The following is a 23,668-nucleotide window of genomic DNA, read 5'->3' as shown; positions in this document are numbered from 1 at the left end:
CGCCGCGTCGTCCCTCGCGTCCGTCATGCCTGTTTCCTCCTTCACCTCCTCCTTCACCTCCGCTTCTTCCCTCACCTCGGCCGCCACGACGACCTCGACCGGTGAGGCCGTCCAGTTCTGGATCCTCGGCACCGTCGCCGTGATCGGCGCGCTCTGCACGATCCTGATGAAGAAGGCCGTGCACAGCGCGCTGTGCCTGGCCGCCACGATGATCGTCCTGGCGGTCTTCTATCTCGCCAACGGGGCGTATTTCCTGGGCGTGGTGCAGATCGTCGTCTACACCGGCGCGATCATGATGCTGTTCCTCTTCGTGGTCATGCTCGTCGGTGTCACCGCGGCCGACTCCCTCAAGGAGACGCTGAAGGGCCAGCGTTGGTGGGCGGCCGCCTGCGGGCTGGGCTTCGGAGTCCTGCTCATCGCCGGGATCGGCAACGCCTCGCTGAACTCCTTCACCGGACTCGGCCAGGCCAACGCCGGCGGCAATGTCGAGGGACTGGCCGCGCTGATCTTCACGCGGTACGTCTTCGCCTTCGAGATCACCGGCGCACTGCTGATCACCGCGTCGGTCGGCGCGATGGTGCTCACGCACCGGGAGCGGACCGAACGGGCCAAGACCCAGCGGGAGCTGGCCGAGGAGCGCGTACGCAAGGGCACGCAACTGCCCCCGCTGCCCGCCCCCGGTGTCTACGCCCGGCACAACGCGGTGGACATCGCGGGTCTGCTGCCCGATGGCACCCCGTCCGACCTGACGGTCAACAAGACCCTGAAGGACCGCGGACAGATCCGCGATGTGTCGAACGAGGCCATCGAGGACCTCAAGGCGCTGGAGCGGCGGTCGTCGGAGCGGCTGGGCCGCGAGGATGAGGAGGTCAAGCGATGAATCCGGTCAACTACCTCTATCTCGCCTCGCTGCTGTTCACCATCGGCGCGGCCGGGGTGCTGATCCGGCGGAACGCGATCGTGGTGTTCATGTGTATCGAGCTGATGCTGAACGCCTGCAACCTCGCGTTCGTCGCCTTCTCCCGTATGCACGGCAATCTCGACGGCCAGATCATCGCCTTCTTCACGATGGTCGTCGCCGCCGCGGAGGTCGTGGTCGGGCTCGCGATCATCGTGTCGCTGTTCCGTTCCCGCCACTCGGCCTCGGTCGACGACGCCAGCCTGATGAAGCTCTGAGGGGTCGCTGAATCGTGGAGAACTTGATTGCGCTGCTCATCGCGGCGCCTCTGCTCGGAGCGGCGGTCCTGCTGTGCGGTGGGCGTCGGCTCGACCGCGTGGGCCACTGGCTCGGCACACTGCTGGCCGCCGCGTCCTTCGTGATCGGTGTCGTGCTCTTCAGCGACATGCTCGGCAAGAGCGGCGAAGGCCGCTCCCTGCACCAGCATCTGTTCAGCTGGATCCCCGTCGAGGGGTTCCAGGCGGACGTCGCCTTCCAGCTCGACCAGCTGTCGATGACCTTCGTCCTGCTGATCACCGGTGTGGGCACGCTCATCCATATCTACTCGATCGGGTACATGGAGCACGACGAGCGGCGCCGCCGCTTCTTCGGCTATCTGAACCTGTTCCTGGCGGCGATGCTGCTGCTGGTCCTCGCCGACAACTACCTGCTGCTGTACATGGGCTGGGAGGGCGTCGGGCTCGCCTCGTACCTGCTCATCGGGTTCTGGCAGCACAAGCCCAGCGCGGCCACGGCCGCCAAGAAGGCGTTCCTGGTCAACCGCGTCGGCGACATGGGTCTGTCGATCGCGATCATGCTGATGTTCACCACCTTCGGGACCTTCGCCTTCGGCCCCGTCCTGTCGTCCACGGGCGACGCGACGGAGGGCAAGCTGACGGCGATCGGCCTGATGCTGCTGCTGGCCGCGTGCGGCAAGTCGGCCCAGGTGCCGCTCCAGTCCTGGCTCGGTGACGCGATGGAGGGCCCGACCCCGGTCTCGGCCCTGATCCACGCGGCGACGATGGTGACGGCGGGCGTGTATCTGATCACCCGCTCCGGCGCGATCTTCAACGCGGCGCCGGACGCACAGCTGGTGGTCGTGGTGGTCGGCGCGGTGACGCTCCTCTTCGGTGCGATCGTCGGTTGCGCGAAGGACGACATCAAGAAGGCCCTCGCGGGCTCGACGATGTCGCAGATCGGCTACATGATCCTGGCGGCGGGCCTCGGCCCGATCGGCTATGTCTTCGCGATCATGCACCTGGTGACGCACGGCTTCTTCAAGGCCGGGCTCTTCCTCGGCGCCGGTTCGGTCATGCACGGCATGAACGACGAGGTCGACATGCGGAAGTACGGCGGCCTGCGGAAGTACATGCCGATCACGTTCGTCACGTTCGGCCTCGGCTATCTGGCGATCATCGGCTTCCCCGGGCTGTCCGGCTTCTTCTCCAAGGACAAGATCATCGAGGCCGCCTTCGCCAAGGGCGGTACGGAGGGCTGGATCCTCGGCGCCGTCACGCTGCTGGGCGCCGCGATCACCGCGTTCTACATGACGCGCGTGATGGTGCTGACGTTCTTCGGCGAGAAGCGCTGGCAGCCGGACGAAAAGGGACACGAGCCGCACCCGCACGAGTCCCCGAAGCCCATGACCATCCCCATGATCATCCTGGCCTTCGGCTCGGTCTTCGCCGGCGGGTTCTTCTCCATCGGTGACCGCTTCCTGCACTGGCTGGAGCCCGTCACCGGGCATTCGCACGGGAACCCGCCGGTCAGCGCGGCGACCGTCACCACCGCCACCGTGGTCGTCATGGTCCTCGGAGTCGCCCTCGCCTGGTTCATGTACGGACGCAAGCCCGTGCCGGTGGCCGCCCCGCGCGGCTCGCTGCTCACCCGCGCCGCCCGCCGCGATCTCTACCAGGACGACTTCAACCATGTGGTCCTGGTCCGCGGCGGCGAGCACCTCACCCGCTCGCTGGTCTATGTCGACCACACCCTGGTCGACGGAGTGGTCAACGGCACCGCCGCGTCGTTCGGCGGGCTCTCCGGCCGGCTGCGCAAGCTGCAGAACGGCTACGCCCGCACCTACGCGGTCTCGATGTTCGGAGGTACGGCAGTGCTCATCGCCGCGACCCTGCTGATGAGGGCGGTGTGACGGACATGTCGTTCCCGCTCCTGACGGCCACGGCCGCGCTGCCCGCGGTCGGCGCGATCGTCACGGCGGCCGTCCCGGCCGCCCGGCGCACCGCCGCCAAGTGGCTGGCGCTGCTCTTCTCGCTCGCCACGCTCGTGCTCGCCGCCCTCGTGGTGGTCCGCTTCGAGCCCGGTGGCGCCCGCTATCAGCTCACCGAATCGCACGCCTGGATCTCGGACTTCGGGGTCCGTTACGAGCTGGGCGTGGACGGCATCGGGGTGGCGCTCCTCGCGCTGACCGCGCTGCTGATCCCCTTCGTGATCCTGGCCGGCTGGCATGACGCCGACCCGCTGGAAGAGGTGAACCCGAACCGCCGGTGGCGGCCGACCCAGGGCTTCTTCGCGCTGATCCTGATGGTCGAGGCGATGGTGATCCTCTCCTTCGAGGCCACCGACGTCTTCCTCTTCTACATCCTCTTCGAAGCCATGCTCATCCCGATGTACTTCCTCATCGGCGGCTTCGGCGACCGCGCCCACAGCGGCGGGGACGAGGCGGCGGCCACCCAACGCTCGTACGCGGCCGTCAAGTTCCTCCTCTACAACCTGGTCGGCGGCCTGATCATGCTGGCCGCCGTCATCGGGCTCTATGTCGTCGCGGGCAGCTTCTCGCTCTCCGAGATCGCCGAGGCGCGGGCCAACGGCTCGCTGTCCATCGCGACCGACACCGAGCGATGGCTCTTCCTCGGTTTCTTCTTCGCCTTCGCGGTGAAGGCGCCGCTGTGGCCGCTGCACACCTGGCTGCCCAACGCCATGGGCGAGGCCACCGCGCCCGTCGCCGTACTGATCACCGCCGTGGTCGACAAGGTCGGCACGTTCGCGATGCTGCGCTTCTGCCTCCAGCTCTTCCCGGAGGCGTCCAAGTGGGCCACCCCGGTGATCCTGGTGCTCGCGCTGATCAGCATCGTCTACGGGGCGCTGCTCGCGGTCGGCCAGCGGGACATGAAGCGGCTGATCGCGTACGCGTCGATCTCCCACTTCGGCTTCATCATCATGGGCATCTTCGCGATGACCAGCCAGGGCCAGTCGGGCGCCACGCTCTACATGGTCAACCACGGGATCTCGACGGCCGCGCTGATGCTGGTGGCCGGCTTCCTGATCACCCGGCGCGGCTCGCGGCTCATCGCGGACTACGGCGGGGTGCAGAAGGTCGCGCCGGTTCTCGCGGGGACGTTCCTGATCGGCGGGCTCGCGACGCTCTCGCTGCCGGGGCTCTCCCCGTTCGTGAGTGAGTTCCTGGTCCTAGTCGGCACGTTCAGCAGGTATCCGGTGATCGGCATCATCGCCACCATCGGCATCGTGCTCGCCGCGCTCTATGTCCTCGTGCTCTATCAGCGCACGATGACCGGGCCGGTGAAGGCCGAGGTCAAGTCGATGCCGGATCTGCGCGTCCGGGAGCTGGTGGTCATCACTCCGCTGATCGCGCTGCTCCTCTTCCTGGGCGTCTATCCGAAGCCGCTGACCGAGATCGTCAACCCGGCGGTGGAGCACACGCTCTCCGACGTACAGCAGACCGATCCCAAGCCCGAGGTGGAGGCCGCTCCATGAGTGCGACTGTCGTCCACAGCCTGTGGACAACGACGGCGGCCGACGGGATCACCAAGATCCCGGCCCCGAACATCGAGTACGCGCAGCTGTCACCCGTACTGATCGTGCTGGGCGCGGCGGTCCTGGGCATCCTGGCCGAGGCGTTCGTCCCGCGCCGGGGCAGGTACCACACCCAGCTGTTCCTCTCCGTGGTCGCCCTGGCCGCCGGTTTCGCCGCGGTGGTCGGGCTCGCGGCCGGCGGATACGGCACGACCAAGAAGCACATCGCGGCCATGGGCGCCATCGCGGTCGACGGCCCGGCGCTCTTCCTCCAGGGCACGATCCTGCTGGCCTCGATCGTCGCCGTATTCACCTTCGCCGAGCGCAAGCTCGACCCGGAGGCCCACGGCAACCGCGTGGACTCGTTCGTGGCGCAGGCCGCGGCCGTACCGGGCAGCGACACCGAGAAAGCGGCGGTCAAGGCCGGGTTCACCACCACCGAGGTGTTCCCGCTGGCCCTGTTCGCCGTCGCGGGCATGCTGGTCTTCCCGGCCGCCAACGATCTGCTGACGCTCTTCATCGCGCTGGAAGTCTTCTCGCTCCCGCTCTACCTCCTGTGCGCCCTCGCCCGCCGCAAGCGGCTGATGTCGCAGGAGGCGGCGGTCAAGTACTTCCTGCTGGGCGCCTTCTCGTCGGCGTTCCTGCTCTTCGGGATCGCCCTGCTGTACGGATACGCGGGCTCCGTCTCGTACGCGCGGATCGCGGAGGTCGTCAACGGCACCGTCCAGAACGTCAACCCGGCCCTCGCCGACACCATGGGCAATGACGCGCTGCTGCTGATCGGCGGCGCGATGGTGCTGATGGGGCTGCTCTTCAAGGTCGGCGCGGTGCCGTTCCACATGTGGACCCCGGACGTCTACCAGGGCGCGCCCACACCGGTCACCGGCTTCATGGCCGCGGCGACCAAGGTGGCGGCCTTCGGCGCGCTGCTGCGGCTGCTGTATGTCGTGCTGCCGGGGCTGCGCTGGGACTGGCGGCCGGTGATGTGGGGCGTCGTCATCGTCACGATGCTGGGCGGCGCGATCGTCGCCATCACCCAGACGGACATCAAGCGGCTCCTGGCGTACTCCTCGATCGCGCACGCGGGCTTCATCCTGGCCGGTGTGATCGCGGGGACGAGCCAGGGCATCTCCTCCGTCCTCTTCTATCTGGCGGCGTACTCCTTCGTCACGATCGGCGCGTTCGCGGTCGTCACGCTGGTGCGCGACGCGGGCGGCGAGGCGACGCATCTGTCCAAGTGGGCCGGGCTCGGGCGGCGTTCACCCCTGGTGGCCGCGGTCTTCGCGGTCTTCCTGCTCGCCTTCGCCGGTATCCCGCTGACCTCGGGCTTCTCCGGGAAGTTCGCGGTCTTCAAGGCGGCGGCGGAGGGCGGCGCGGGTGTGCTGGTCGTGATCGGTGTGATCGCCTCGGCGATCGCCGCGTTCTTCTACATCCGGGTCATCGTGCTGATGTTCTTCAGCGAGCCGAAGCCGGAGGGCCCGACGGTCGCGGTGCCGTCGGCGCTGACCACGACGGCGATCGCGGTCGGCGTGGCGGTCACGCTGGTCCTGGGCGTGGCCCCGCAGTACTTCCTCGACCTGGCGGGCCAGGCGGGCGGGTTCGTGCGGTAGAGCGCCGTCCCTGGAGTCCCTGGAGTCCGTGGAGTCCAGGGACTCCAGGGATACAGCCGGACTGCCCGGCACCCGTCGCGGGTGCCGGGCAGTCCGGCTGGTACCGGGCAGTCCGGTTCAGGCGGGCACGATCCGGCCCGTGACCTCGCCGAGGCCGACCCGGGTGCCGTCCGGGCCCGGGGCCCAGGCGGTCAGGGTGACCTCGTCGCCGTCCTCCAGGAACGTCCGCTTGCCGTCAGGGAGCTCAAGGGGCTCGGTGCCGTTCCAGGTGAGTTCGAGCAGGGAGCCGCGCTGCTCGCGCCCGGCGCCGCTGACCGTGCCGGACGCGAAGAGGTCGCCCGTACGGAGCGAGGCGCCGTTGACCGTCATATGGGCCAGCTGCTGGGCCGCCGTCCAGTACATCGTGGAGAACGGCGGCTCCGAGATCACCCGGCCATTGAGCGAGACGGAGATCCGCACGTCGAAGCCGCCCGGCTCCTCGTCGTCCGCGTCGTCCAGATAGGGAAGCAGCTGGGCGGTACGGGCCGGGGGCGCCACCCGGGCCGCGTCCAGGGCCTCCAGCGGGGTCACCCACGCCGAGACGGACGTGGCGAAGGACTTCCCGAGGAACGGGCCGAGCGGTACGTACTCCCATGCCTGGATGTCACGCGCCGACCAGTCGTTGAGGAGCGACAGCCCGAAGACATGGTCACGGAACGACGCCTGCTCCACCGGACTGCCCTGCCGCGAGGGCGTCCCGACGACAAAGGCGACCTCCGCCTCGATGTCGAGCTTGACGGAGGGCCCGAAGACCGGCGCCGGGTCGGAGGGCGCCTTGCGCTGTCCCGACGGGCGCGTCACATCCGTACCGGATACGACGATCGTGCCGGCCCTGCCGTGGTAACCGATCGGCAGATGCTTCCAGTTGGCGGGCAGCGCGTCTCCGTCGGGGCGGAAGATCCGGCCCACATTGGTGGCGTGGTGCTCGCTCGCGTAGAAGTCGACATAGTCCGCGATCTCGTACGGCAGATGCAGGGTGACCGAGCCGAGCGGATGGAGAAGGGGCTCTATGTCCGCGCGGTGCGCGGGCACCGTGACCCATGCGGTGAGGGCCCGGCGGACATCGCGCCAGGCCGTACGGCCCGCCGCCATCAGGGGGTTGAGGCTCGGCCTGGCCAGCAGCGCGGCGTACGGGGAGCCCAGGGCGTGCGCCGCCGCTCCCGCGTCGAGCACGTGGTCGCCGATACGGACCCCGAGCCGGCGGCGGTCGGGCTCGTCGGCGGTGGAGAAGACCCCGTACGGGAGGTTGTGCGGGCCGAAGGGGTCTCCCTCGGCCGGTTCGAGCGGGCTCTGCTCGGGCATTGGTGCTGCCTCGCTTTCCGGATCGATGCAGGACACGTTACGTCGCTGTTGCCCAGCCGCGGCAGTGGCAAAAAGTCCGCCTTGACCCAAAAGGGTGGCGTGTGCCGGGTAGTTCGCGGACCGTACCCGCGGTAGCCCCGGCGGCGGACCTGTTCCACCGTCAGATCGCCGCCGTCCGGCCCGCCGCGCCGCCCCGTCCCGTCCCGTCATACCGTCGGCCCGCCGCGCCGCCCGTTCCGGGATCGGATCACCCCGCCGTGCGCGGAATCCGCTTCTCCCAGGTCCGGTGGAAGACCACCTCGGCGCCGTCGTGGCAGATCACCTCGTTGGAGGTGATGAAGTCCGCCACGTCGCAGCTGATCTCCGACCGGGTCTCGACCCGGGTGTCCCAGGCAAGATCGGGCCGGTGCAGCCGGATCCGCCAGTCCGACCGGGTGGTGGCCGACAGCGGGTCGCTCTCCTGGATCGTGTACGTCTCCAGCGCGTCTTCGGTGCATTCGAGACCGTCCGGATAGACGCGGGTGCCGCCGTGGCGCGGATCGACCTCCAGCCGCCACAGCCCCCGCGCCACATCCCGGATCACCAGCCGCTCGGGCCGCTCCTCGTCCAGTGTCAGCGGCCGGACCACGCCCATCGGTGCCGCCTGCTCGGCCGGCTCGAACGAGATCGCCCGGTCCACGGCGTCGGTGTCGGGGGTGGCCGTACGGACCGGCAGTTCGAGCGAGCTGCCGGCCGGGTCCAGGGTGAAGCCCGCCGACTCCGCGCGCGGCCAGATCCACGGCCAGTACGCGGACGACACCGCGAGCCGGACGCGGTGTCCCGGCGGGAAGGTGTGCCCGATGCCGTTCAGCTCGAAGGTGACGTCCTCGGTCGCACCCTCGGGCCAGGGCACGGTCCGCTCCCGGCCCTCCCTGGCCGACAGATTGAGGACGCCGCGCGTGACGAGGGTGGACGAGCCGTCCGGCGCGACATCGCAGAGCCGGGCGATCACCTGTCCGGCGGGGACCTCCAGCCGCAGTCGCAGCCGGACACGCGGGCGGCCCAGGATCTCGATCAGCCCGCCGGTGACGGGGAATTCGAAGCAGGCGGACCTCGCGTCCTCGTCGCGCTGGTCGGGCGGCAGATCCGCGTCATTGCCGAACGGGAAGAAGCCGCCCGCGTCCAGACCCGTCTGCTGCGGGGAGTCGACGACCACCGGCTCGCCCTGGAAGGCGTACGGGACGACGGTGACGTTCGGCGAGGGCCAGGCGGGTTCGCCGGCCCAGCGCCCCGGCAGCTCGGGATAGACGGTCGCGGGCGGGTGCGAGGCGCTGATCCAGGAGCGCAGCGGCGGCTCGGCCATGATCCCCGTGTCCGCGCCCTTCAGCCACTGGTCCCACCAGCGCAGGGTCTCCTGGAGGAAGCCGATCGCCGGTCCGGGCGGCAGCCCCCGGTCCGGGTACTGGTGCGACCAGGGCCCGATCAGCCCCCGTACCCGCGCGGGATCCAGCCGCTCCACCAGCCGCAGCACGGTGTCGCGGTACGGGTCGTGCCAGCCGCCGACGGCCAGGACCGCCGCCTTGATCGCGCCGTAGTCCTCGCGGACGCTGTCGTGCCGCCAGTACGCGTCCCGGGTCTGGTGGGCCAGCCAGGTGTGGATGAGGGGATCGACGGCTTCGAGGCGGTTCAGCCACAGCTCGCGCCAGCCATCCCCGGCGAACACCGGGTCCGGTGGCCGGGCGGTGAAGGCCAGCATCGTGGCCGCCCAGGCGTGCATGTCCACGGCGAGCACCGAGCCGCCCAGATAGTGGACGTCGTTGTCGTAGCGGTCGTCGGACGAGCAGACGGTGACGATCGCCTTCAAGGGCTCCGGTGCGCGTACGGCGAGCCGGAGCGCGTTGCAGCCGCCCCAGGAGATCCCGAACATACCCACGCGGCCGGTGCACCAGGGCTGTGCGGCGAGCCAGTTGATCACCTCGACGCCGTCGGCCAGCTCGGTCGCGTCGTACTCGTCGCCCGGCAGCCCCTCGCTGTTGCCGTGCCCGCGCACATCGACCCGTACGGACGCGTAGCCGTGGCCCGCGTACCAGGGGTGGCGCTGCCAGTCGCGCGGCGCCGTCCAGTCGCTCAGCCGGTACGGCAGATATTCGAGCAGCGCGGGGACCGGCTCGTCGGTGAGCGGGCGCCAGACACGCGCGTACAGCCGGGTGCCGTCCGGGAGGGGGACGCGTACGTCCGTGTGGGTCGTCTCGTACGGGAAGTCGGTGCGGATGGCGGGGGTCATACCGGTCACCTCACGATCACCCAGGTCCTGTCCGGACAGGACGGGACTTCGGACTTACTCGTCTAGGGGGACGGACGCGGAAGGCGTGATCACCGCCGGGCGGTGGTTGCTCCCCGTTCGCTCGGGGTTCGGTCGTTGTTCCGGACAAAACGACTGCTCCTGGTCGTACAGCTGATCCCGAACATACCGGCGGGTCCGGGAAGGCGCCCACGGTGATCGAAAGGCGACCGGATAGGCTGACTTGAGTGGAGACAGCGACACATCGACAATCCGTGTGATCGTCAGCAGACAGGAGTACCTCTCGTGACCGTCGTCGGGCCGTTCGGGCTGAGCGTGCGGGACCAGGCTCTTGAGGCCGATGTCCAGACCGGGTTGGCGGCTGTCGAGGCGGGACTGCTCGATGCCACCAAGAGCGACGTGCCCTTCATCACGGAGGCGGCCCAGCACCTGGTACGGGCGGGCGGCAAACGCTTCCGGCCCTTGTTGGTCATGCTCGCGTCACAGTTCGGCGATCCGTACGCGCCCGGTGTCGTCCCCGCGGCGGTGGTCGTCGAGCTGACCCATCTCGCGACGCTGTACCACGACGACGTGATGGACGAGGCGGAGGTCCGCCGTGGCGTGGCCAGCGCCAACGCCCGCTGGGGCAACTCGGTCGCCGTCCTCACGGGTGACTTTCTCTTCGCGCGCGCGTCGCACATCCTGGCCGACCTGGGGCCCGAGGCGGTACGGATCCAAGCCCAGGCGTTCGAACGGCTGGTGACGGGCCAGATCCTGGAGACCGCGGGACCGCGCGACGGACGCGACCCGGTCGCGCACTACCTCGATGTACTGGGCGGCAAGACCGGTTCGCTGGTCGCCGTCTCCTGTCACTTCGGCGCGATGACCTCAGGCGCGGACGAGTCGGTCGTCGACATCCTCACCCAGTACGGGGAACGGCTCGGCGTCGCCTTCCAGCTCGCGGACGACGTCCTCGACATCGCCAGCGACTCGCACGAGTCGGGCAAGAAGCCCGGCACGGATCTGCGCGAGGGCATCCACACGCTGCCTGTGCTGCTGCTGCGCGCCCAGGCCGAGGCGTACGGCCGACCCGACGACCTCGCGCTGGTCGAGCTGCTGGACGGCGATCTGGCGGACGACGCGCGGCTCTCGGAGGCGCTGCGGCTGCTGCGCGCGCATCCCGCCCTGGAGCAGGCGCGCAGGGACACGGTGCGGTACGCGCAGGAGGCGCGGGCGACGCTCACGCCGCTGCCCGAGGGGTACGCGAAGTCCGCGCTGCTCGAACTGTGCGACGCGGTTGTCCACCGGGCGGGCTGACGCACGGCGTGGTCTGACGTCGCGTGAGTCGGCGGAATCCTGTCTTCCCCCTAGTGGATGCGGGAAGCATCTCATCGGTATGTCATCCCAGAGCAGTAGGGCAAGTTGCGCCCCCGGTCTGACGCCTTTCGCGGGGCCGTTTGGTCAGATGGTCAATACCACTCCTGACCAATTCGGGTGAGACTGGCGGCGCGGAGTGGACGAGTGCACGGGACGGAAGGCCGCCGACCACGGAGGTAGGGCACACATGGCACCGAACGACAGCGCACGGATCACCGAGGAGGACAGGGAGCCCGGCGAGGGCCGCCGCAAGGCGGCGCGCTACGCGCTCCCCGTCGCGGTGGCGGGGGTGGCTGCGGCGACCATCGGGCTCGTCCCGGCACTCGCCGCGACCGGCGACCCCGAACTGCCGGAGATCAGCGCGCAGCAACTCATCGAGAAGATCGCCGCGTCGGAGACCGAGCGGCTTTCGGGCTCCGTGAAGATCACCACGGACCTGGGGCTCCCGTCGCTGGCCGGCCTCGGCGACCTGGCGGGCGGCGCGCTCGCCGGTGGCAAGGGCGGGCCGGGCGGATCGGGTCCCACCGACGGCTCGTCGGCGGACCCGAACGCCAAGCTGATGGAGCTCAGCTCCGGCACGCACACGCTGCGGGTCGCGGTGGACGGCCCCGACAAGCAGCGGCTTTCGATCCGCGACACCGCCGCCGAGTACAGCGTGATCCACAACGGCGGCGAGGTCTGGGCGTACGACAGCGCCTCCAACGAGGCGTACCACGCGACCGCCCCGAAGGACGCGGCCGAGGGGGGTGAGAAGGACGCCCCCAAGGACGCGCCCAAGGACGCGCTGAAGGACATCCCGGCGACCCCCAAGGAGTTCGCCGAGCAGGCGCTGAAGGCTGCCGGCGACACGACATCCGTGAGCGTCGGCGGTACGGCGAAGGTCGCCGGACGCGATGCGTACCAGCTGCTCATCAAGCCCAAGCAGAGCGGTTCGACGGTCGGCTCGATCAAGGTCGCGGTCGACGCGGAGACCGGTACCCCGCTGAAGTTCACGCTGTCGCCGAGCAGCGGTGGCAAGGCCGTGGTCGACGTCGGCTTCACCGAGGTCGACTTCTCCAAGCCCGCCGCGTCCACGTTCGACTTCACTCCGCCCAAGGGCGCGAAGGTGACGCAGGGCGAGGACGGGGGCTTGGGCGAGCACGGCAAGAACGGAGCCCGGGAGCTGCCCAAGGGTGAGGACGGCGCCAAGGGGACCGAGGAGCAGAGCGGTCCGAAGGTCATCGGCGAGGGCTGGAACGCCGTCTACGAGCTGAAGACCGGCGCCGGCGAGGGCATCGCGGGCGCGGCCGGTGCGGACGCGGCGAAGCCGGGCGATGTCCCGGCCGAGGCGCAGCGGTTCCTGGACGCGCTGGGCGACAAGGTCACCGGGAAGTTCGGCTCGGGCACGGTCTTCAAGACCCGTCTGATCAACGCCCTGATGACGGACGACGGGACGGTGTACGTCGGCGCGGTGACACAGGACGCGCTGGTCAAGGCCGCCAACGAGGCGAAGTAACGATCCGGCAGGTCCGGCATGTTCCGCCCCGCCGTACGCTCCGTACGGCGGGGCGGAACGCTGACCGGGCCCGGTCCGTTCTCTTACCGCCGATGGGTGACCCGCCGATGGGTGACCGGCCGATGGGTGACCGGCCGATGGGTGACCGAGGAGGGAGATGAAAGCCGTGCTCGATGAGATCGATGCGCGTGATGAGATCGATGTGATCGAGACGCGTGGACTCACCAAGCGGTACCGCGGCGGGCAGCTCGCCGTGGACCGGCTCGATCTCGCCGTCCCCGGCGGCAGCGTCTTCGGCTTCCTCGGACCCAACGGGTCCGGCAAGACGACCACGATCCGGATGCTGATGGGGCTGATCGAGCCGACCGCGGGCTCGGCCTCGCTCCTCGGCCGGCCCATGCCCCGCGCGGCCCGCGCCGTACTTCCCCAGGTCGGCGCCCTGATCGAGGGGCCCGCGCTGTACGGGTACTTGTCGGGCCGGGACAACCTCGTACGGTACGACTCCGCCGACCCGACGGCCGATCCCCGTACCCGCCGCGCCCGGGTGACCGACGCCCTGGACCGGGTCGGGCTGACCGCCGCCGCGGGCAAGAAGGCGAAGGCGTACTCCCTCGGCATGAAACAGCGGCTCGGGCTCGCGTCGGCGCTGTTGCGACCGCGCCGGCTGCTGGTGCTCGACGAGCCCACGAACGGGCTGGACCCGCAGGGCATGCGGGAGATCAGGACCCTGATACGGGAGCTGGCGGCGGACGGCACGACCGTCTTCCTCTCCTCGCATCTCCTCGACGAGATCGAGCAGGTGTGCACGCACGCGGCCGTGATGGCCCAGGGGCGGCTGATCACGCAGGGGCCGGTGGCCGAGCTGGCGGCCGGGACCCGGGGCCGGCTGGCCGTCACCACCCCCGACCCCGGCGAGGCCGCCCGGGTGCTGAAGGAGCTGGGGGTCACCGATGTGGTCGTGGCGGAGGACCGGGTGAGCGGGGAGCTGCCCACGGGCGGGGCGGAGCCGGTGGACCCCGCCGACCTCAACGCGGCGCTCGTACGGGCAGGGGTGCGCGTCCGGGCCTTCGGCCAGGAGCGCGCCTCGCTGGAGGACGCCTTTGTCGCGCTGACGGGGGAGGGCTTCGATGTCGCGGGCTGAGGCGGGGACGGGGACGGGGACCGCGGCTGAGGCGGGGACGGGGGCGGGAGCGCTGGAGACGGAAGCGCTGGAGCCCCTGGCCCCGGCCCGGGACCGGGAGCGCCGGCTGTGGTGGACGTTCGGGCTGCTGCGCTCCGAGCTGACCACCACCTTCCGGCGCTGGCGGACCCTCGCGCTGCTGGGTGTGCTCGCCGCCGTACCCGTCCTCATCGGGATCGCCGTGAAGATCGAGACGAGCGACGGCGGGGGAGTGGGCCCGGGTGGCGGGGCGAACGGACCCGCGTTCCTGACGCAGATCACCAACAACGGACTGTTCCTGGTCTTCGCCGCGCTCGCCGCGACGCTGCCCGTCTTCCTGCCGATGGCGGTGGGGGTCATCGCGGGCGACGCGATCGCGGGCGAGGCCAACGGCGGAACACTGCGCTATCTGCTGGTCGCGCCAGCCGGGCGTACGAGACTGCTGCTCGCCAAGTACGCGTCCACGCTGGCCTTCTGCCTGGTCGCGACGCTCGTCGTGGCGGCCTCGGCGCTCGCCGTCGGCGCGCTGCTCTTCCCGCTCGGTGATGTCACCACGATCTCGGGCACCCGGATCTCCTTCGGCGACGGGCTGCTGCGGGCCCTGCTGATCGCGGTGGCCGTGGCCGCCTCGCTGCTGGGGCTGGCGGCGGTCGGTCTGTTCGTCTCCACCCTGACCAACAGCGGGATCGCGGCGATGGCGGCGACCGTCGGGCTGCTGATCACGGTGCAGATCCTGGACACGATCCCGCAGCTGCACGCGATACAGCCGTATCTCTTCCCGCACTACTGGCTGTCCTTCGCGGATCTGCTGCGCGAGCCGTTCTACTGGGACGACATCGGCCGGAATCTGGGGCTCCAGGCGCTGTACGCGGCGGTGTTCGGCTCGGCGGCCTGGGCGCGCTTCACGACGAAGGACATCAACGCCTGAGCCGCACCCGACCCGGGGGGCCGGGGGCCGGGAGGTCGGGGGCCGGGAGGCCGGGAGATACGAGCGGCTGCCCGCGTGCGCACAGATTGCAGCACGCGGGCAGCCGCGGTCTCAGGGAGAGCGGTCGCGGTCTCAGAAGGTGAGGCGCCAGCTGTCGATATAGCCGGTGTCCTGGGCGGCCACGTCCTGGACCCGCAGCCTCCAGACGCCGTTCGCGGTCTCGCTCGACGCGTTCACCGTGTACGTGGCGATCACGTTGTCCGCCGAGTCGCTGCCGCTGGAGTCCTTCAGCCGGTAGACCGTCCCGCTCGGGCCGATCAGGTCGATTACCACGTCACCCCGCCAGGTGTGCTTGATGTCCACACCCACCTTGAGCGCGGCGGGGGCGTTGCCCGTACGGCCGGAGACGGTCACCGCCGAGGTGATGGTGGGTCCGTTGTCCGGGATGGTGACATCGTCGACGGTCTCGAAGACCTCGCCCGACGGGCCGGAGGAGTTCGCCGACAGCGTCCAGACCGCGTGGGCGACGGCATCGCTGTTGCGGTCGAGCGCCGTGTCGTTGATGTTGGCCGTGGTGTCGCAGGAGGAGTGGTAGCAGCGGTCGAAGGACTGCCCCGAGGTGCCGCCCCACTTCTGTGCCTGCGCGGCGGTCTTGATGTAGTCGGCGCCGCTGAAGAGCCCGCCGACCGGGACGCCCACGTTCTTGAACGGAGCGTGGTCCGAGCGGCCGTCGCCCTCGGTCTCGATCTCCGTCGCGACGCCGAGGCCCGCGTAGTAGTCCTTGAAGGTCTGCTCGATGGTCGGGTCGTCGTCGTAGACGAAGTAACCGGCGTTCGGGCTGCCGATCATGTCGAAGTTCAGATATCCGCTGATCTTCGCGCGCTCGGCGGTCGGCAGATTGTTCACGTAGTACCGCGAACCGACCAGACCCAGCTCCTCCGCGCCCCACCAGGCGAACCGCAGATGCTTCGCCGGCTGGAGCTGAGCCCGGGAGACGGCGAGGGCGGTCTCCAGGATGGCGGCGGAGCCTGATCCGTTGTCATTGATCCCGGCGCCCGAGGTGACCGAGTCGAGATGCGAACCGGACATCACGACCTGGTTCGGATCGCCGCCCGGCCAGTCGGCTATCAGGTTGTAGCCGGTGGCGCCGCCGGACGTGAACTGCTGTACGGAGGTGGTGAACCCGGCCGCGTCCAGCTTGCCCTTGACGTAGTTGACGGAGGCCAGATAGCCGGCGCGGCCATGGGCGCGGTTGCCGCCGTTGGCGGCGGCGATGGACGAGAACTGGGTGAGATGCGCCTTGACATTGGCGAGCGGTATGTCGGGGGCCGCGAGCGCGGTGGACGCGGAGGACGCGGCGGGCGTGGACTGCGCCGGTCTCGTGGAGACCGGAGGCGCGGCGGGCGCCGCTGACACGGCGGGCGCGGCGGCGGCGAGCAGCCCGGCGGCGGCGAGTCCGGCGACCGCGGCGCGGGTGGGTATTCGGCTGGGTCGGACGGGCCGGCCGGGTATGCGGTGGGCTCCGGGAACGGAGAGTTTCATGTGGGGGCTCCGGATTCCGTACGAGGACAGGACGGAACGTGCGAGACGCCCCACGACGACGGCGTCGCGGGGCGTTGGAGCTGTGCGGGTGCTGCTGGTGGTGCGCTGTGCGTGCTGAATGCTCGGGGAGAGCTTGACTCGCCGTCAAGAGCGTAAACAGGTCAGTGGTGTTCGCTGACCGGACGGGACTTTCGCAACACGTCCTAGGCCACGCAGAACTCGTTGAGTTCAGGGTCCGCCATCACGACCCACTCCCCGCCGGGCTCCTTCACATGGCGGACCACCGTCGCTCCCAGCCCCTCCAGACGTTCGACCTCGGCCTCCCGCTGACCGGGACCGGGGTGCAGGTCGAGATGGATCCGGTTCTTGGTGGTCTTGGCCTCCGGCACACGCTGGAACAGGATCCGGCGGCCCAGGCCCATGCCGCTCTCCTCCTCGTACGGCTCGTCCGGATGGCGGACGGCGGCCAGATCCCGCCAAGCCCGGCGGCCGTGCGCTTCCAGGACGTCCGCGTCCGTCACGTGGCCGAGGCTCAGCAGCTTCTCGACCAGGACGCTGTGGTCCTCGACGAGATAGCCCAGAGCCGCCGCCCAGAAGCCGGCTTGGGCGTGCGGATCGGCCGCGTCGATGACGAGTTTCCAGTGCACGGGCTTGGCAGACGAATTCATGTAACCAGTTATATTGGTTACATGACAGAGCCCGCAACAGGCAGGACGGGCATGCTTCTTCAGCCGCTCGACGGGGGCCGCCCCTTCCGGTTCGACCCGGGCACGCTCTGCCTGGAGCTGCTGATGACCGGCGGCCCGGGGATATACGCGCGGCACGAGGTGCTGCACGACCCCGCGGCGCTGGTGGAGTGGGTACGACGGAGCCGGCTCGCGCCGGGGCTCGAACGGGTGCTGTCGCTGCGGCAGGAGGATGTACGGGACGCCCGTACGGTGCGGGACGCGCTGCTGCGGCTGGCCCTGGACCGTGCCCGTGGCGGAGAGTTGGCGGCGGCGGACCTCGCGGTGATCAACGCCGCGGCGGCCGAGCCCCCGCTCGTGCCCCGTATCGCGTCCGACGGGACCCGCGCCTGGGCCCCGGGCGCCACCGGGCCGGGACTGCTGTCGACCGTCGCGCGCGACGCCGTCGACCTGTTCACCGGGCCCTTCGCGACACGGGTGCGCGAATGCGCCGCGCATGACTGCTACTTGCTCTTCGTCGACACGTCGCGGCCGGGCCACCGCCGCTGGTGCACGATGGAACGGTGCGGTACGCGCAACAAGGTGCGGGCCCACCGCGCCCGCACCGACACCACCTGAGGAAGAGGCTCTACGGGGAGCCGGGCGTGCCGGGCGCGCCGGGTGTGCCGGGTGATTCCGAGGGGGTACCGGTGGTGGTCATGGCGGCGGGGGAGGGCGCCGGCTCCGTGACCGGGAGCGGGCCTCCCGCCTGTGCCGAGGCAGAGGGAAACCCGGAGGCTGAGGCCGTCGCCGTCGCCGTCGCCGTCGCCGCCTCCGACGCCAGGCGCAGCGCCTCCGACCGTGTACGCCGCGCGTTCCGCAGCGCGTCCCAGGTCAGGATCGCCAGGGCCAGCCAGACGAGCGAGAAGCCCGCCCACCGCTCCGGCGGCATCGCCTCGTGGAAGTACGTGATCCCCAGCACGAACTGGAAGACCGGCGCCAGATACTGGAGCAGTCCCAGCGTCGACAGCGGCACCCGGATCGCCGCCGCGCCGAAGCAGATCAGCGGCAGCGCGGTGACCACGCCCGTCCCGGCGAGCAGGGCCATCTGGCCCGTACCCTCCGAGCCGAAGGTGGCCGAGCCGGACGCGCCCAGCCACACCAGATAGCCGAGTGCGGGCAGGAACAGGACCGCGGTCTCGGCGGCCAGCGACTCCAGACCGCCGATGTTGATCTTCTTCTTGACCAGGCCGTAGGTCGCGAACGAGAAGGCCAGTACGAGCGAGATCCAGGGCGGCTGTCCGTAGCCGACGGCGAGGACGAGCACGGCGGCCACGGCGACGAAGACCGCCGTCCACTGGGCGGGCCGCAGCCGTTCCTTGAGCAGCAGAACGCCCATGGCGATCGTTACCAGCGGATTGATGAAGTAGCCCAGCGAGGCTTCGACAACACGGCCGGAGTTGACCGCCCAGATGTAGAAACCCCAGTTGAGGGAGATCGTGGTGGCGGCCACGGCGATGAGTCCGAGCTTGCGGGGCCGGCGTATCAGCTCCGGTATCCAGGCCCAGCGGCGCAGCACCAGCAGCCCGATGGCGACGAACGCCAGCGACCAGACCATCCGGTGGGCCAGGATCTCCATCGCCCCGGCCGGTTCGAGCAGGGGCCAGTAGAGCGGCACCAGTCCCCACATCCCGTAGGCACCGATCCCATACAGCAGCCCCGCCCGCTGGACCGGCAGTCCTGCCCGCTGGACCGGCAGTCCCGCCCGCTGGGCCGGTAGTCCTGCCCGCTGGTCGCCGTCCGCCTTCACTGACCCTCCCCGCCACAGACGCGCCGTCCCGGCACGGCGCCCCCACGAAGGTAGCGCCGCGCGGGCCGCGATGTCATGTCCGTATCGTCATACGGTCATGACGCGATGCGGGAGGAGGGGCGCGCGCACCCCGGGCCCCGGAGCCGTCCCGGGGAGTCAGCCCTTGAGCGCCTCGGCGACCGTGTCGGCGAGCGGGGTGGTGGGGCGGCCGGTCAGCCGGGCCAGATCCCCCGTCGTGCCGGCCAGCAGCCCGCGCTCGATCGCGTGGTCCACGTCCACCAGGATCGCGGCCATCGGCTCGGGCACCCCCGCGCCGGTGAGGATCCCGAGAAGCGTCTCGGCCGGCACGTTGTTGTACGCGATGGTCCTGCCGGTCTGCCGCGAGAGCTCCGCCGCGTACTCGCCCAGCGACCACGCCGTGTCGCCGCTCAGCTCGTACGCCTTGTTCAGATGCCCCTCACCGGTCAGTACGGCCGCCGCCGCGGCGGCGTAGTCCGCGCGGGCGGCGGCGGCGATCCGGCCCTCGCCCGCGGCGGCGACGACGGCGTCGTGCTCCAGCACGGGCGCGAGGTTGGCGGTGTAGTTCTCGGTGTACCAGCCGTTGCGCAGGAAGGTGTACGGCAGCCCGGAATCGAGGATCAGCCGCTCGGTCGCCTTGTGCTCGGCGGCGAGGTCGAAGTCGGCCTGGGGGCCGCCCAGTACGCCGGTGTACGCGAGTTGGGCCACGTCCGCCGCCCGCGCGGCGTCGATGACCGCGGTGTGCTGCGGCACGCGCTGCCCGACCTCGCTGCCGGAGATCAGCAGGACACGGTCACCGGCCCGGAACGCGTCCGCCAGCGTCTCGGGCCGGCTGTAGTCGGCGACCCGAAGCTCGACACCGCGCGCCACCAGACCCGCGGCCTTCTCCTCGTTCCTTACGACGACGGCGATTCCGTCGGCAGGAACGCCGTCGGTCAGCAGGGACTCGATGACCAGCCGGCCGAGCTGTCCGGTGGCTCCGGTGACAACGATGCTCATGGGGGGCTCCAGTTCGGGTGGATATGCGCGGATCGGCACTCTCTGGTGCTCACCCTAGGGTCGACACTAACCAAGCGAAAGTACCCACCTTGAAGTAAGGTACTGGCATGGCCGTAAGTAAGCAGGCGTGGAAGCCGGAGAGGCCGGAGAAGTCGGCGAAGTCGGACGTCACCCCGTCCATCTGCCCTTCCCGGCTGGTGCTGGAGCATGTCACCAGCCGCTGGGGGGTGCTCGTGCTGGGCGCCCTGCTGGAGCGCTCGTACCGCTTCAGCGAACTGCGCCGAGAGATCGGCGGGGTCAGCGAGAAGATGCTCGCGCAGACACTCCAGACCCTGGAGCGCGACGGCTTCGTCCACCGCGATGCCAAGCCCGTGATCCCGCCGCGCGTGGACTACTCCCTGACCGAGCTGGGCCGGGAGGCCGCCGAGTATGTGTGCGATCTGGGGCGCTGGACGGAACGGCGGCTGGACGACGTGTTCAAGGCCCGTCAGGCATACGACGAGGCCCGGACCTCGTAGGAGATCCGGGCCCCGGAGAACCGAAACGTTCCAGCCCTGAGCCTTGGCCTTGGCACAGTGCTTGGCCGACTAGCCGACGACGGTCCAGGTGTCGCCACCGGCGAGCATCGTGGCCAGATCGCCCTTGCCCTGGCGCTCGACGGCCGCGTCCAGCTGGTCCGACATCAGGGTGTCGTAGACGGGCCGCTCGACGCTGCGCAGCACCCCGATGGGGGTGTGGTGCAGCGTGTCCGGGTCCGCGAGACGGGACAGCGCGAACGCGGTGGTGGGGCTGGCCGCGTGCGCGTCATGGATGAGGATCCGCGACTCGTTCTCGGGCGTGACGGCCACGACCTCCAGATCACCGGTGGCCGGGTCGCGGACCACGCCCTTCTTGCCCTCCACGCCGAAGCGGATCGGCTGCCCGTGCTCCAGCCGGATCACGGCTTCCTCGGCCTTCTCCCTGTCCTTGAGGACCTCGAAGGCGCCGTCGTTGAAGATATTGCAGTTCTGGTAGATCTCCACCAGCGCGGTACCCGGGTGGTCGGCGGCCTGGCGCAGCACTTCGGTGAGGTGCTTGCGGTCGGAGTCGACCGTACGGGCCACGAACGACGCCTCCGCGCCGATCGCCAGCGACACCGGGTTGAAGGGTGCGTCCAGCGAACCCATCGGGGTCGACTTGGTGATCTTCCCGAGCTCGGAGGTGGGTGAGTACTGGCCCTTCGTCAGCCCGTAGATCCGGTTGTTGAACAGCAGGATCTTGAGGTTGACGTTCCGCCGCAGCGCGTGGATCAGGTGGTTGCCGCCGATGGAGAGCGCGTCGCCGTCGCCGGTGACCACCCAGACCGACAGATCGCGGCGCGAGGTCGCCAGGCCGGTGGCGATGGCGGGGGCGCGGCCGTGGATGGAGTGCATCCCGTACGTGTTCATGTAGTACGGGAAGCGCGAGGAGCAGCCGATGCCGGAGACGAAGACGATGTTCTCCTTGGCGAGGCCCAGCTCGGGCATGAAGCCCTGGACCGCGGCCAGCACCGCGTAGTCACCGCAGCCGGGGCACCAGCGGACCTCCTGGTCCGACTTGAAGTCCTTCATGGACTGCTTGGCCTCGGCCTTGGGGACCAGCGTCAGCAACTCGTTCGCATCAGACATCGATGGCCTCCTTGAGGGCCGTGGCCAGCTGCTCGGCCTTGAACGGCATGCCGTTGACCTGGTTGTACGAGTGGGCGTCGACGAGATACTTCGCCCGCAGCAGCGTGGCGAGCTGGCCGAGGTTCATCTCCGGCACGACGACCTTGTCATAACGGCCAAGGATCTCCCCGAGGTTGCGCGGGAAGGGGTTGATATGACGCAGATGCGCCTGGGCGATGGGCGTGCCCGCCCTGCGCAGCCGACGGACGGCGGCGGTGATCGGGCCGTAGGTGGAGCCCCAGCCCAGGACCAGTGTGCGGGCGCCGTCCGGGTCGTCCACGGTCAGATCGGGGACCTGGATTCCATCGATCTTGGCCTGGCGGGTGCGCACCATGAAGTCGTGGTTGGCCGGGTCGTACGAGATATTGCCCGTGCCGTCCTGCTTCTCGATCCCGCCGATTCGGTGCTCAAGACCCGGTGTGCCGGGCACCGCCCACGGGCGGGCCAGGGTCTGTGGGTCGCGCTTGTACGGCCAGAACACCTCGGTGCCGTCGGCCAGCTCGTGGTTGGGCCCGGTCGCGAACCGCACCCGCAGATCGGGCAGTTCGTCCGTCTCCGGGATCCGCCAGGGCTCGGAGCCGTTGGCGAGATAGCCGTCGGAGAGCAGGAAGACGGGGGTGCGGTAGGTCAGCGCGATCCGCGCGGCCTCCAGGGCGGCGTCGAAGCAGTCCGCCGGGGTCCGCGGCGCGACCACCGGCACCGGGGCCTCGCCATTGCGCCCGTACATCGCCTGGAGCAGATCCGCCTGCTCGGTCTTGGTCGGCAGTCCGGTGGAGGGACCGCCGCGCTGGATGGCGACGACCAGCAGCGGCAGCTCCAGCGAGACCGCCAGACCGATGGTCTCCGACTTGAGCGCCACACCCGGGCCCGAGGTGGTGGTGACGGCGAGGGATCCGCCGAACGCCGCGCCCAGCGCCGCGCCGATGGCCGCGATCTCGTCCTCGGCCTGGAAGGTCCGTACGCCGAAGTTCTTGTGCCGGGACAGCTCGTGCAGGATGTCCGAGGCCGGGGTGATCGGGTACGAGCCGAGGTAGAGCGGCAGGTCCGCCTGGTGGCCGGCGGCGATCAGGCCGTACGCCAGCGCCAGGTTCCCGGAGATATTGCGGTACGTGCCGGTCGGGAACGCGGTATTGGCCGGGGCGACCTCGTAGGAGACCGCGAAGTCCTCGGTGGTCTCCCCGAAGTTCCACCCGGCCCGGAACGCGGCGACATTGGCCTCCGCGATCTGCGGCTTCTTGGCGAACTTGGCCCGCAGGAACCTCTCGGTGCCCTCCGTCGGCCGGTGGTACATCCAGGAGAGCAGCCCGAGCGCGAACATGTTCTTGGAGCGCTCGGCCTCCTTGCGGGAGAGACCGAACTCCTTGAGCGCCTCGATCGTCAGCGTCGTCAGCGGCACCGGGTGCACCTGGTAGCCGTCGAGCGAGCCGTCCTCCAGCGGTGAGGTCGGATAGCCGACCTTGGCCATCGGGCGCTTGGTGAACTCATCGGTGTTCACGATGATTTCCGCGCCGCGCGGCACATCGCCGATATTCGCCTTCAGCGCGGCCGGGTTCATGGCCACGAGCACATTGGGTGCGTCACCCGGGGTGAGGATGTCGTGGTCGGCGAAGTGCAGCTGGAACGAGGAGACGCCCGGCAGCGTCCCGGCGGGAGCCCGGATCTCGGCCGGGAAGTTCGGCAGGGTCGACAGGTCGTTCCCGAACGACGCCGTCTCCGAGGTGAACCGGTCACCTGTCAGCTGCATCCCGTCACCCGAGTCACCCGCGAAACGGATGATGACCCGGTCCAGACGGCGGACTTCCTTCTCGCCTGCGCCCTCCTGTCCGGACGCGGGCGCGCGCTGGTCACCGACGGCGCGATCGCTCTCACTCGCGTCGTCGGCCCCATCGGCCTGCTCGGCTGGGCTACTGACCTGGCTGGTCACTGAACTGGACCTCCCTCGGGCGGCGGCTCGGGACCGGCCGGCCGCCCGGCAGTCCCGGAAGCCACCCTACGTCGGTAAGGGTCGCCTTCCCTTGACTGATCGAATGATGGACGCCAGTTTGAGACGTTCTCGCGCGCCAATTTGTCA

The 23,668-nt window shown here is 69.9% G+C and carries 19 protein-coding genes; 11 read left to right on the top strand and 8 right to left on the bottom strand.

Annotated features, from left to right (window positions below; all coding sequences use genetic code 11):
• Positions 1 to 25: 25 nt before the first annotated feature.
• From ACFRMN_RS03935 to nuoN, 5 genes are read left to right on the top strand one after another with little or no spacing between them, the layout of a single operon-like run.
• Entirely contained in the window at positions 26 to 880 is an 855-nt protein-coding gene (locus tag ACFRMN_RS03935; protein WP_383013044.1) for an NADH-quinone oxidoreductase subunit J, read from the top strand.
• A complete protein-coding gene (gene nuoK, locus ACFRMN_RS03930; RefSeq protein WP_030351371.1) occupies positions 877 to 1,176 on the top strand; it encodes an NADH-quinone oxidoreductase subunit NuoK in 300 nt (99 codons plus the stop codon). The genes ACFRMN_RS03935 and nuoK overlap by 4 nt, the downstream gene beginning before the upstream one ends.
• 14 nt (positions 1,177 to 1,190) lie before the next feature.
• A complete protein-coding gene (nuoL, locus tag ACFRMN_RS03925) occupies positions 1,191 to 3,086 on the top strand; it encodes an NADH-quinone oxidoreductase subunit L (RefSeq protein ID WP_383012730.1) in 1,896 nt (631 codons plus the stop codon).
• Between the two features lie 5 nt (positions 3,087 to 3,091).
• Positions 3,092 to 4,669, top strand: a complete 1,578-nt coding sequence (locus tag ACFRMN_RS03920) for an NADH-quinone oxidoreductase subunit M (RefSeq protein ID WP_383012727.1) — start codon at positions 3,092 to 3,094, stop codon at positions 4,667 to 4,669.
• The gene (gene nuoN, locus ACFRMN_RS03915) at positions 4,666 to 6,318 is read left to right on the top strand and encodes an NADH-quinone oxidoreductase subunit NuoN (protein WP_383012724.1); all 1,653 of its coding nucleotides are present in this window, start codon (positions 4,666 to 4,668) and stop codon (positions 6,316 to 6,318) included. Before ACFRMN_RS03920 ends, nuoN begins: the two co-directional genes overlap by 4 nt.
• Before the next feature lie 117 nt (positions 6,319 to 6,435).
• Here nuoN and fahA read toward each other — a convergent pair whose 3' ends face one another.
• Both fahA and ACFRMN_RS03905 read right to left on the bottom strand, forming a co-directional pair.
• Positions 6,436 to 7,659: a fumarylacetoacetase gene (gene fahA, locus ACFRMN_RS03910; protein WP_383012721.1), complete on the bottom strand. Its 1,224-nt coding sequence runs from the start codon at positions 7,657 to 7,659 to the stop codon at positions 6,436 to 6,438.
• Between the two features lie 247 nt (positions 7,660 to 7,906).
• Positions 7,907 to 9,922 (bottom strand): CocE/NonD family hydrolase, encoded by a 2,016-nt coding sequence (locus ACFRMN_RS03905; RefSeq protein WP_383012718.1) that lies wholly within the window; start codon positions 9,920 to 9,922, stop codon positions 7,907 to 7,909.
• Positions 9,923 to 10,225: 303 nt separating this feature from the next.
• Between ACFRMN_RS03905 and ACFRMN_RS03900 the strand changes: the two genes are divergently transcribed.
• From ACFRMN_RS03900 to ACFRMN_RS03885, 4 genes are all read left to right on the top strand, one after another.
• A complete protein-coding gene (locus ACFRMN_RS03900) occupies positions 10,226 to 11,236 on the top strand; it encodes a polyprenyl synthetase family protein (protein ID WP_383012715.1) in 1,011 nt (336 codons plus the stop codon).
• 247 nt (positions 11,237 to 11,483) lie between these two features.
• The gene (locus ACFRMN_RS03895) at positions 11,484 to 12,791 is read left to right on the top strand and encodes an outer membrane lipoprotein carrier protein LolA (protein ID WP_383012712.1); all 1,308 of its coding nucleotides are present in this window, start codon (positions 11,484 to 11,486) and stop codon (positions 12,789 to 12,791) included.
• A gap of 157 nt (positions 12,792 to 12,948) precedes the next feature.
• Positions 12,949 to 13,932: an ATP-binding cassette domain-containing protein gene (locus ACFRMN_RS03890; protein WP_383012709.1), complete on the top strand. Its 984-nt coding sequence runs from the start codon at positions 12,949 to 12,951 to the stop codon at positions 13,930 to 13,932.
• Entirely contained in the window at positions 13,919 to 14,878 is a 960-nt protein-coding gene (locus tag ACFRMN_RS03885; protein WP_383012706.1) for an ABC transporter permease, read from the top strand. Before ACFRMN_RS03890 ends, ACFRMN_RS03885 begins: the two co-directional genes overlap by 14 nt.
• A gap of 132 nt (positions 14,879 to 15,010) precedes the next feature.
• Here ACFRMN_RS03885 and ACFRMN_RS03880 read toward each other — a convergent pair whose 3' ends face one another.
• Together ACFRMN_RS03880 and ACFRMN_RS03875 are read right to left on the bottom strand one after the other, a co-directional pair.
• On the bottom strand, positions 15,011 to 16,420 hold the full coding sequence (locus ACFRMN_RS03880) for a M28 family metallopeptidase (RefSeq protein WP_383012703.1): 1,410 nt from the start codon (positions 16,418 to 16,420) through the stop codon (positions 15,011 to 15,013).
• 203 nt (positions 16,421 to 16,623) lie between these two features.
• Entirely contained in the window at positions 16,624 to 17,088 is a 465-nt protein-coding gene (locus ACFRMN_RS03875) for a VOC family protein (protein ID WP_383012700.1), read from the bottom strand.
• A gap of 21 nt (positions 17,089 to 17,109) precedes the next feature.
• On the opposite strand from ACFRMN_RS03875, the gene ACFRMN_RS03870 reads away from it, so the two are divergent.
• Positions 17,110 to 17,724 carry a CGNR zinc finger domain-containing protein gene (locus tag ACFRMN_RS03870; protein ID WP_383012697.1) on the top strand — a complete coding sequence of 205 codons (615 nt, stop codon included), beginning with the start codon at positions 17,110 to 17,112 and terminating at the stop codon, positions 17,722 to 17,724.
• 10 nt (positions 17,725 to 17,734) lie between these two features.
• Here ACFRMN_RS03870 and rarD read toward each other — a convergent pair whose 3' ends face one another.
• Both rarD and ACFRMN_RS03860 read right to left on the bottom strand, forming a co-directional pair.
• Positions 17,735 to 18,775, bottom strand: a complete 1,041-nt coding sequence (gene rarD, locus ACFRMN_RS03865; protein WP_383013041.1) for an EamA family transporter RarD — start codon at positions 18,773 to 18,775, stop codon at positions 17,735 to 17,737.
• A 276-nt stretch (positions 18,776 to 19,051) separates the two neighbouring features.
• Positions 19,052 to 19,912, bottom strand: a complete 861-nt coding sequence (locus ACFRMN_RS03860; RefSeq protein ID WP_383012694.1) for an SDR family oxidoreductase — start codon at positions 19,910 to 19,912, stop codon at positions 19,052 to 19,054.
• A gap of 107 nt (positions 19,913 to 20,019) precedes the next feature.
• Here ACFRMN_RS03860 and ACFRMN_RS03855 point away from each other — a divergent pair, with 107 nt between their 5' ends.
• A complete protein-coding gene (locus ACFRMN_RS03855; protein WP_383012691.1) occupies positions 20,020 to 20,430 on the top strand; it encodes a winged helix-turn-helix transcriptional regulator in 411 nt (136 codons plus the stop codon).
• Between the two features lie 69 nt (positions 20,431 to 20,499).
• On the opposite strand, the gene ACFRMN_RS03850 is transcribed toward ACFRMN_RS03855, so the two are convergent.
• The gene (locus ACFRMN_RS03850; protein ID WP_383012689.1) at positions 20,500 to 21,558 is read right to left on the bottom strand and encodes a 2-oxoacid:ferredoxin oxidoreductase subunit beta; all 1,059 of its coding nucleotides are present in this window, start codon (positions 21,556 to 21,558) and stop codon (positions 20,500 to 20,502) included.
• Positions 21,551 to 23,521: a 2-oxoacid:acceptor oxidoreductase subunit alpha gene (locus ACFRMN_RS03845; RefSeq protein ID WP_383012686.1), complete on the bottom strand. Its 1,971-nt coding sequence runs from the start codon at positions 23,519 to 23,521 to the stop codon at positions 21,551 to 21,553. Before ACFRMN_RS03845 ends, ACFRMN_RS03850 begins: the two co-directional genes overlap by 8 nt.
• Positions 23,522 to 23,668: the final 147 nt, after the last annotated feature.

Origin of the sequence: Streptomyces sp. NPDC056835 (assembly GCF_042789485.1) — a bacterium.
Taxonomy (GTDB): Bacteria; Actinomycetota; Actinomycetes; order Streptomycetales; family Streptomycetaceae; genus Streptomyces.
Note: the sequence above shows the minus strand (reverse complement) of the source record. Positions and strands in the feature narration are given on the sequence as shown.

Excerpts from the sequence above, each read along its gene's own strand:
- nuoK (WP_030351371.1), top strand. The coding sequence starts at position 877 with ATGAATCCGGTCAACTACCTCTATCTCGCCTCGCTGCTGTTCACCATC.
- nuoN (WP_383012724.1), top strand. The coding sequence starts at position 4,666 with ATGAGTGCGACTGTCGTCCACAGCCTGTGGACAACGACGGCGGCCGAC.
- ACFRMN_RS03870 (WP_383012697.1), top strand. The coding sequence starts at position 17,110 with ATGACAGAGCCCGCAACAGGCAGGACGGGCATGCTTCTTCAGCCGCTC.
- ACFRMN_RS03855 (WP_383012691.1), top strand. The coding sequence starts at position 20,020 with ATGGCCGTAAGTAAGCAGGCGTGGAAGCCGGAGAGGCCGGAGAAGTCG.
- ACFRMN_RS03935 (WP_383013044.1), top strand. The coding sequence starts at position 26 with ATGCCTGTTTCCTCCTTCACCTCCTCCTTCACCTCCGCTTCTTCCCTC.
- ACFRMN_RS03905 (WP_383012718.1), bottom strand. The coding sequence starts at position 9,922 with ATGACCCCCGCCATCCGCACCGACTTCCCGTACGAGACGACCCACACG.
- ACFRMN_RS03895 (WP_383012712.1), top strand. The coding sequence starts at position 11,484 with ATGGCACCGAACGACAGCGCACGGATCACCGAGGAGGACAGGGAGCCC.
- ACFRMN_RS03875 (WP_383012700.1), bottom strand. The coding sequence starts at position 17,088 with ATGAATTCGTCTGCCAAGCCCGTGCACTGGAAACTCGTCATCGACGCG.
- ACFRMN_RS03860 (WP_383012694.1), bottom strand. The coding sequence starts at position 19,912 with ATGAGCATCGTTGTCACCGGAGCCACCGGACAGCTCGGCCGGCTGGTC.
- rarD (WP_383013041.1), bottom strand. The coding sequence starts at position 18,775 with ATGTGGGGACTGGTGCCGCTCTACTGGCCCCTGCTCGAACCGGCCGGG.
- ACFRMN_RS03920 (WP_383012727.1), top strand. The coding sequence starts at position 3,092 with ATGTCGTTCCCGCTCCTGACGGCCACGGCCGCGCTGCCCGCGGTCGGC.
- ACFRMN_RS03890 (WP_383012709.1), top strand. The coding sequence starts at position 12,949 with ATGAAAGCCGTGCTCGATGAGATCGATGCGCGTGATGAGATCGATGTG.
- fahA (WP_383012721.1), bottom strand. The coding sequence starts at position 7,659 with ATGCCCGAGCAGAGCCCGCTCGAACCGGCCGAGGGAGACCCCTTCGGC.
- ACFRMN_RS03850 (WP_383012689.1), bottom strand. The coding sequence starts at position 21,558 with ATGTCTGATGCGAACGAGTTGCTGACGCTGGTCCCCAAGGCCGAGGCC.
- ACFRMN_RS03880 (WP_383012703.1), bottom strand. The coding sequence starts at position 16,420 with ATGAAACTCTCCGTTCCCGGAGCCCACCGCATACCCGGCCGGCCCGTC.
- ACFRMN_RS03885 (WP_383012706.1), top strand. The coding sequence starts at position 13,919 with ATGTCGCGGGCTGAGGCGGGGACGGGGACGGGGACCGCGGCTGAGGCG.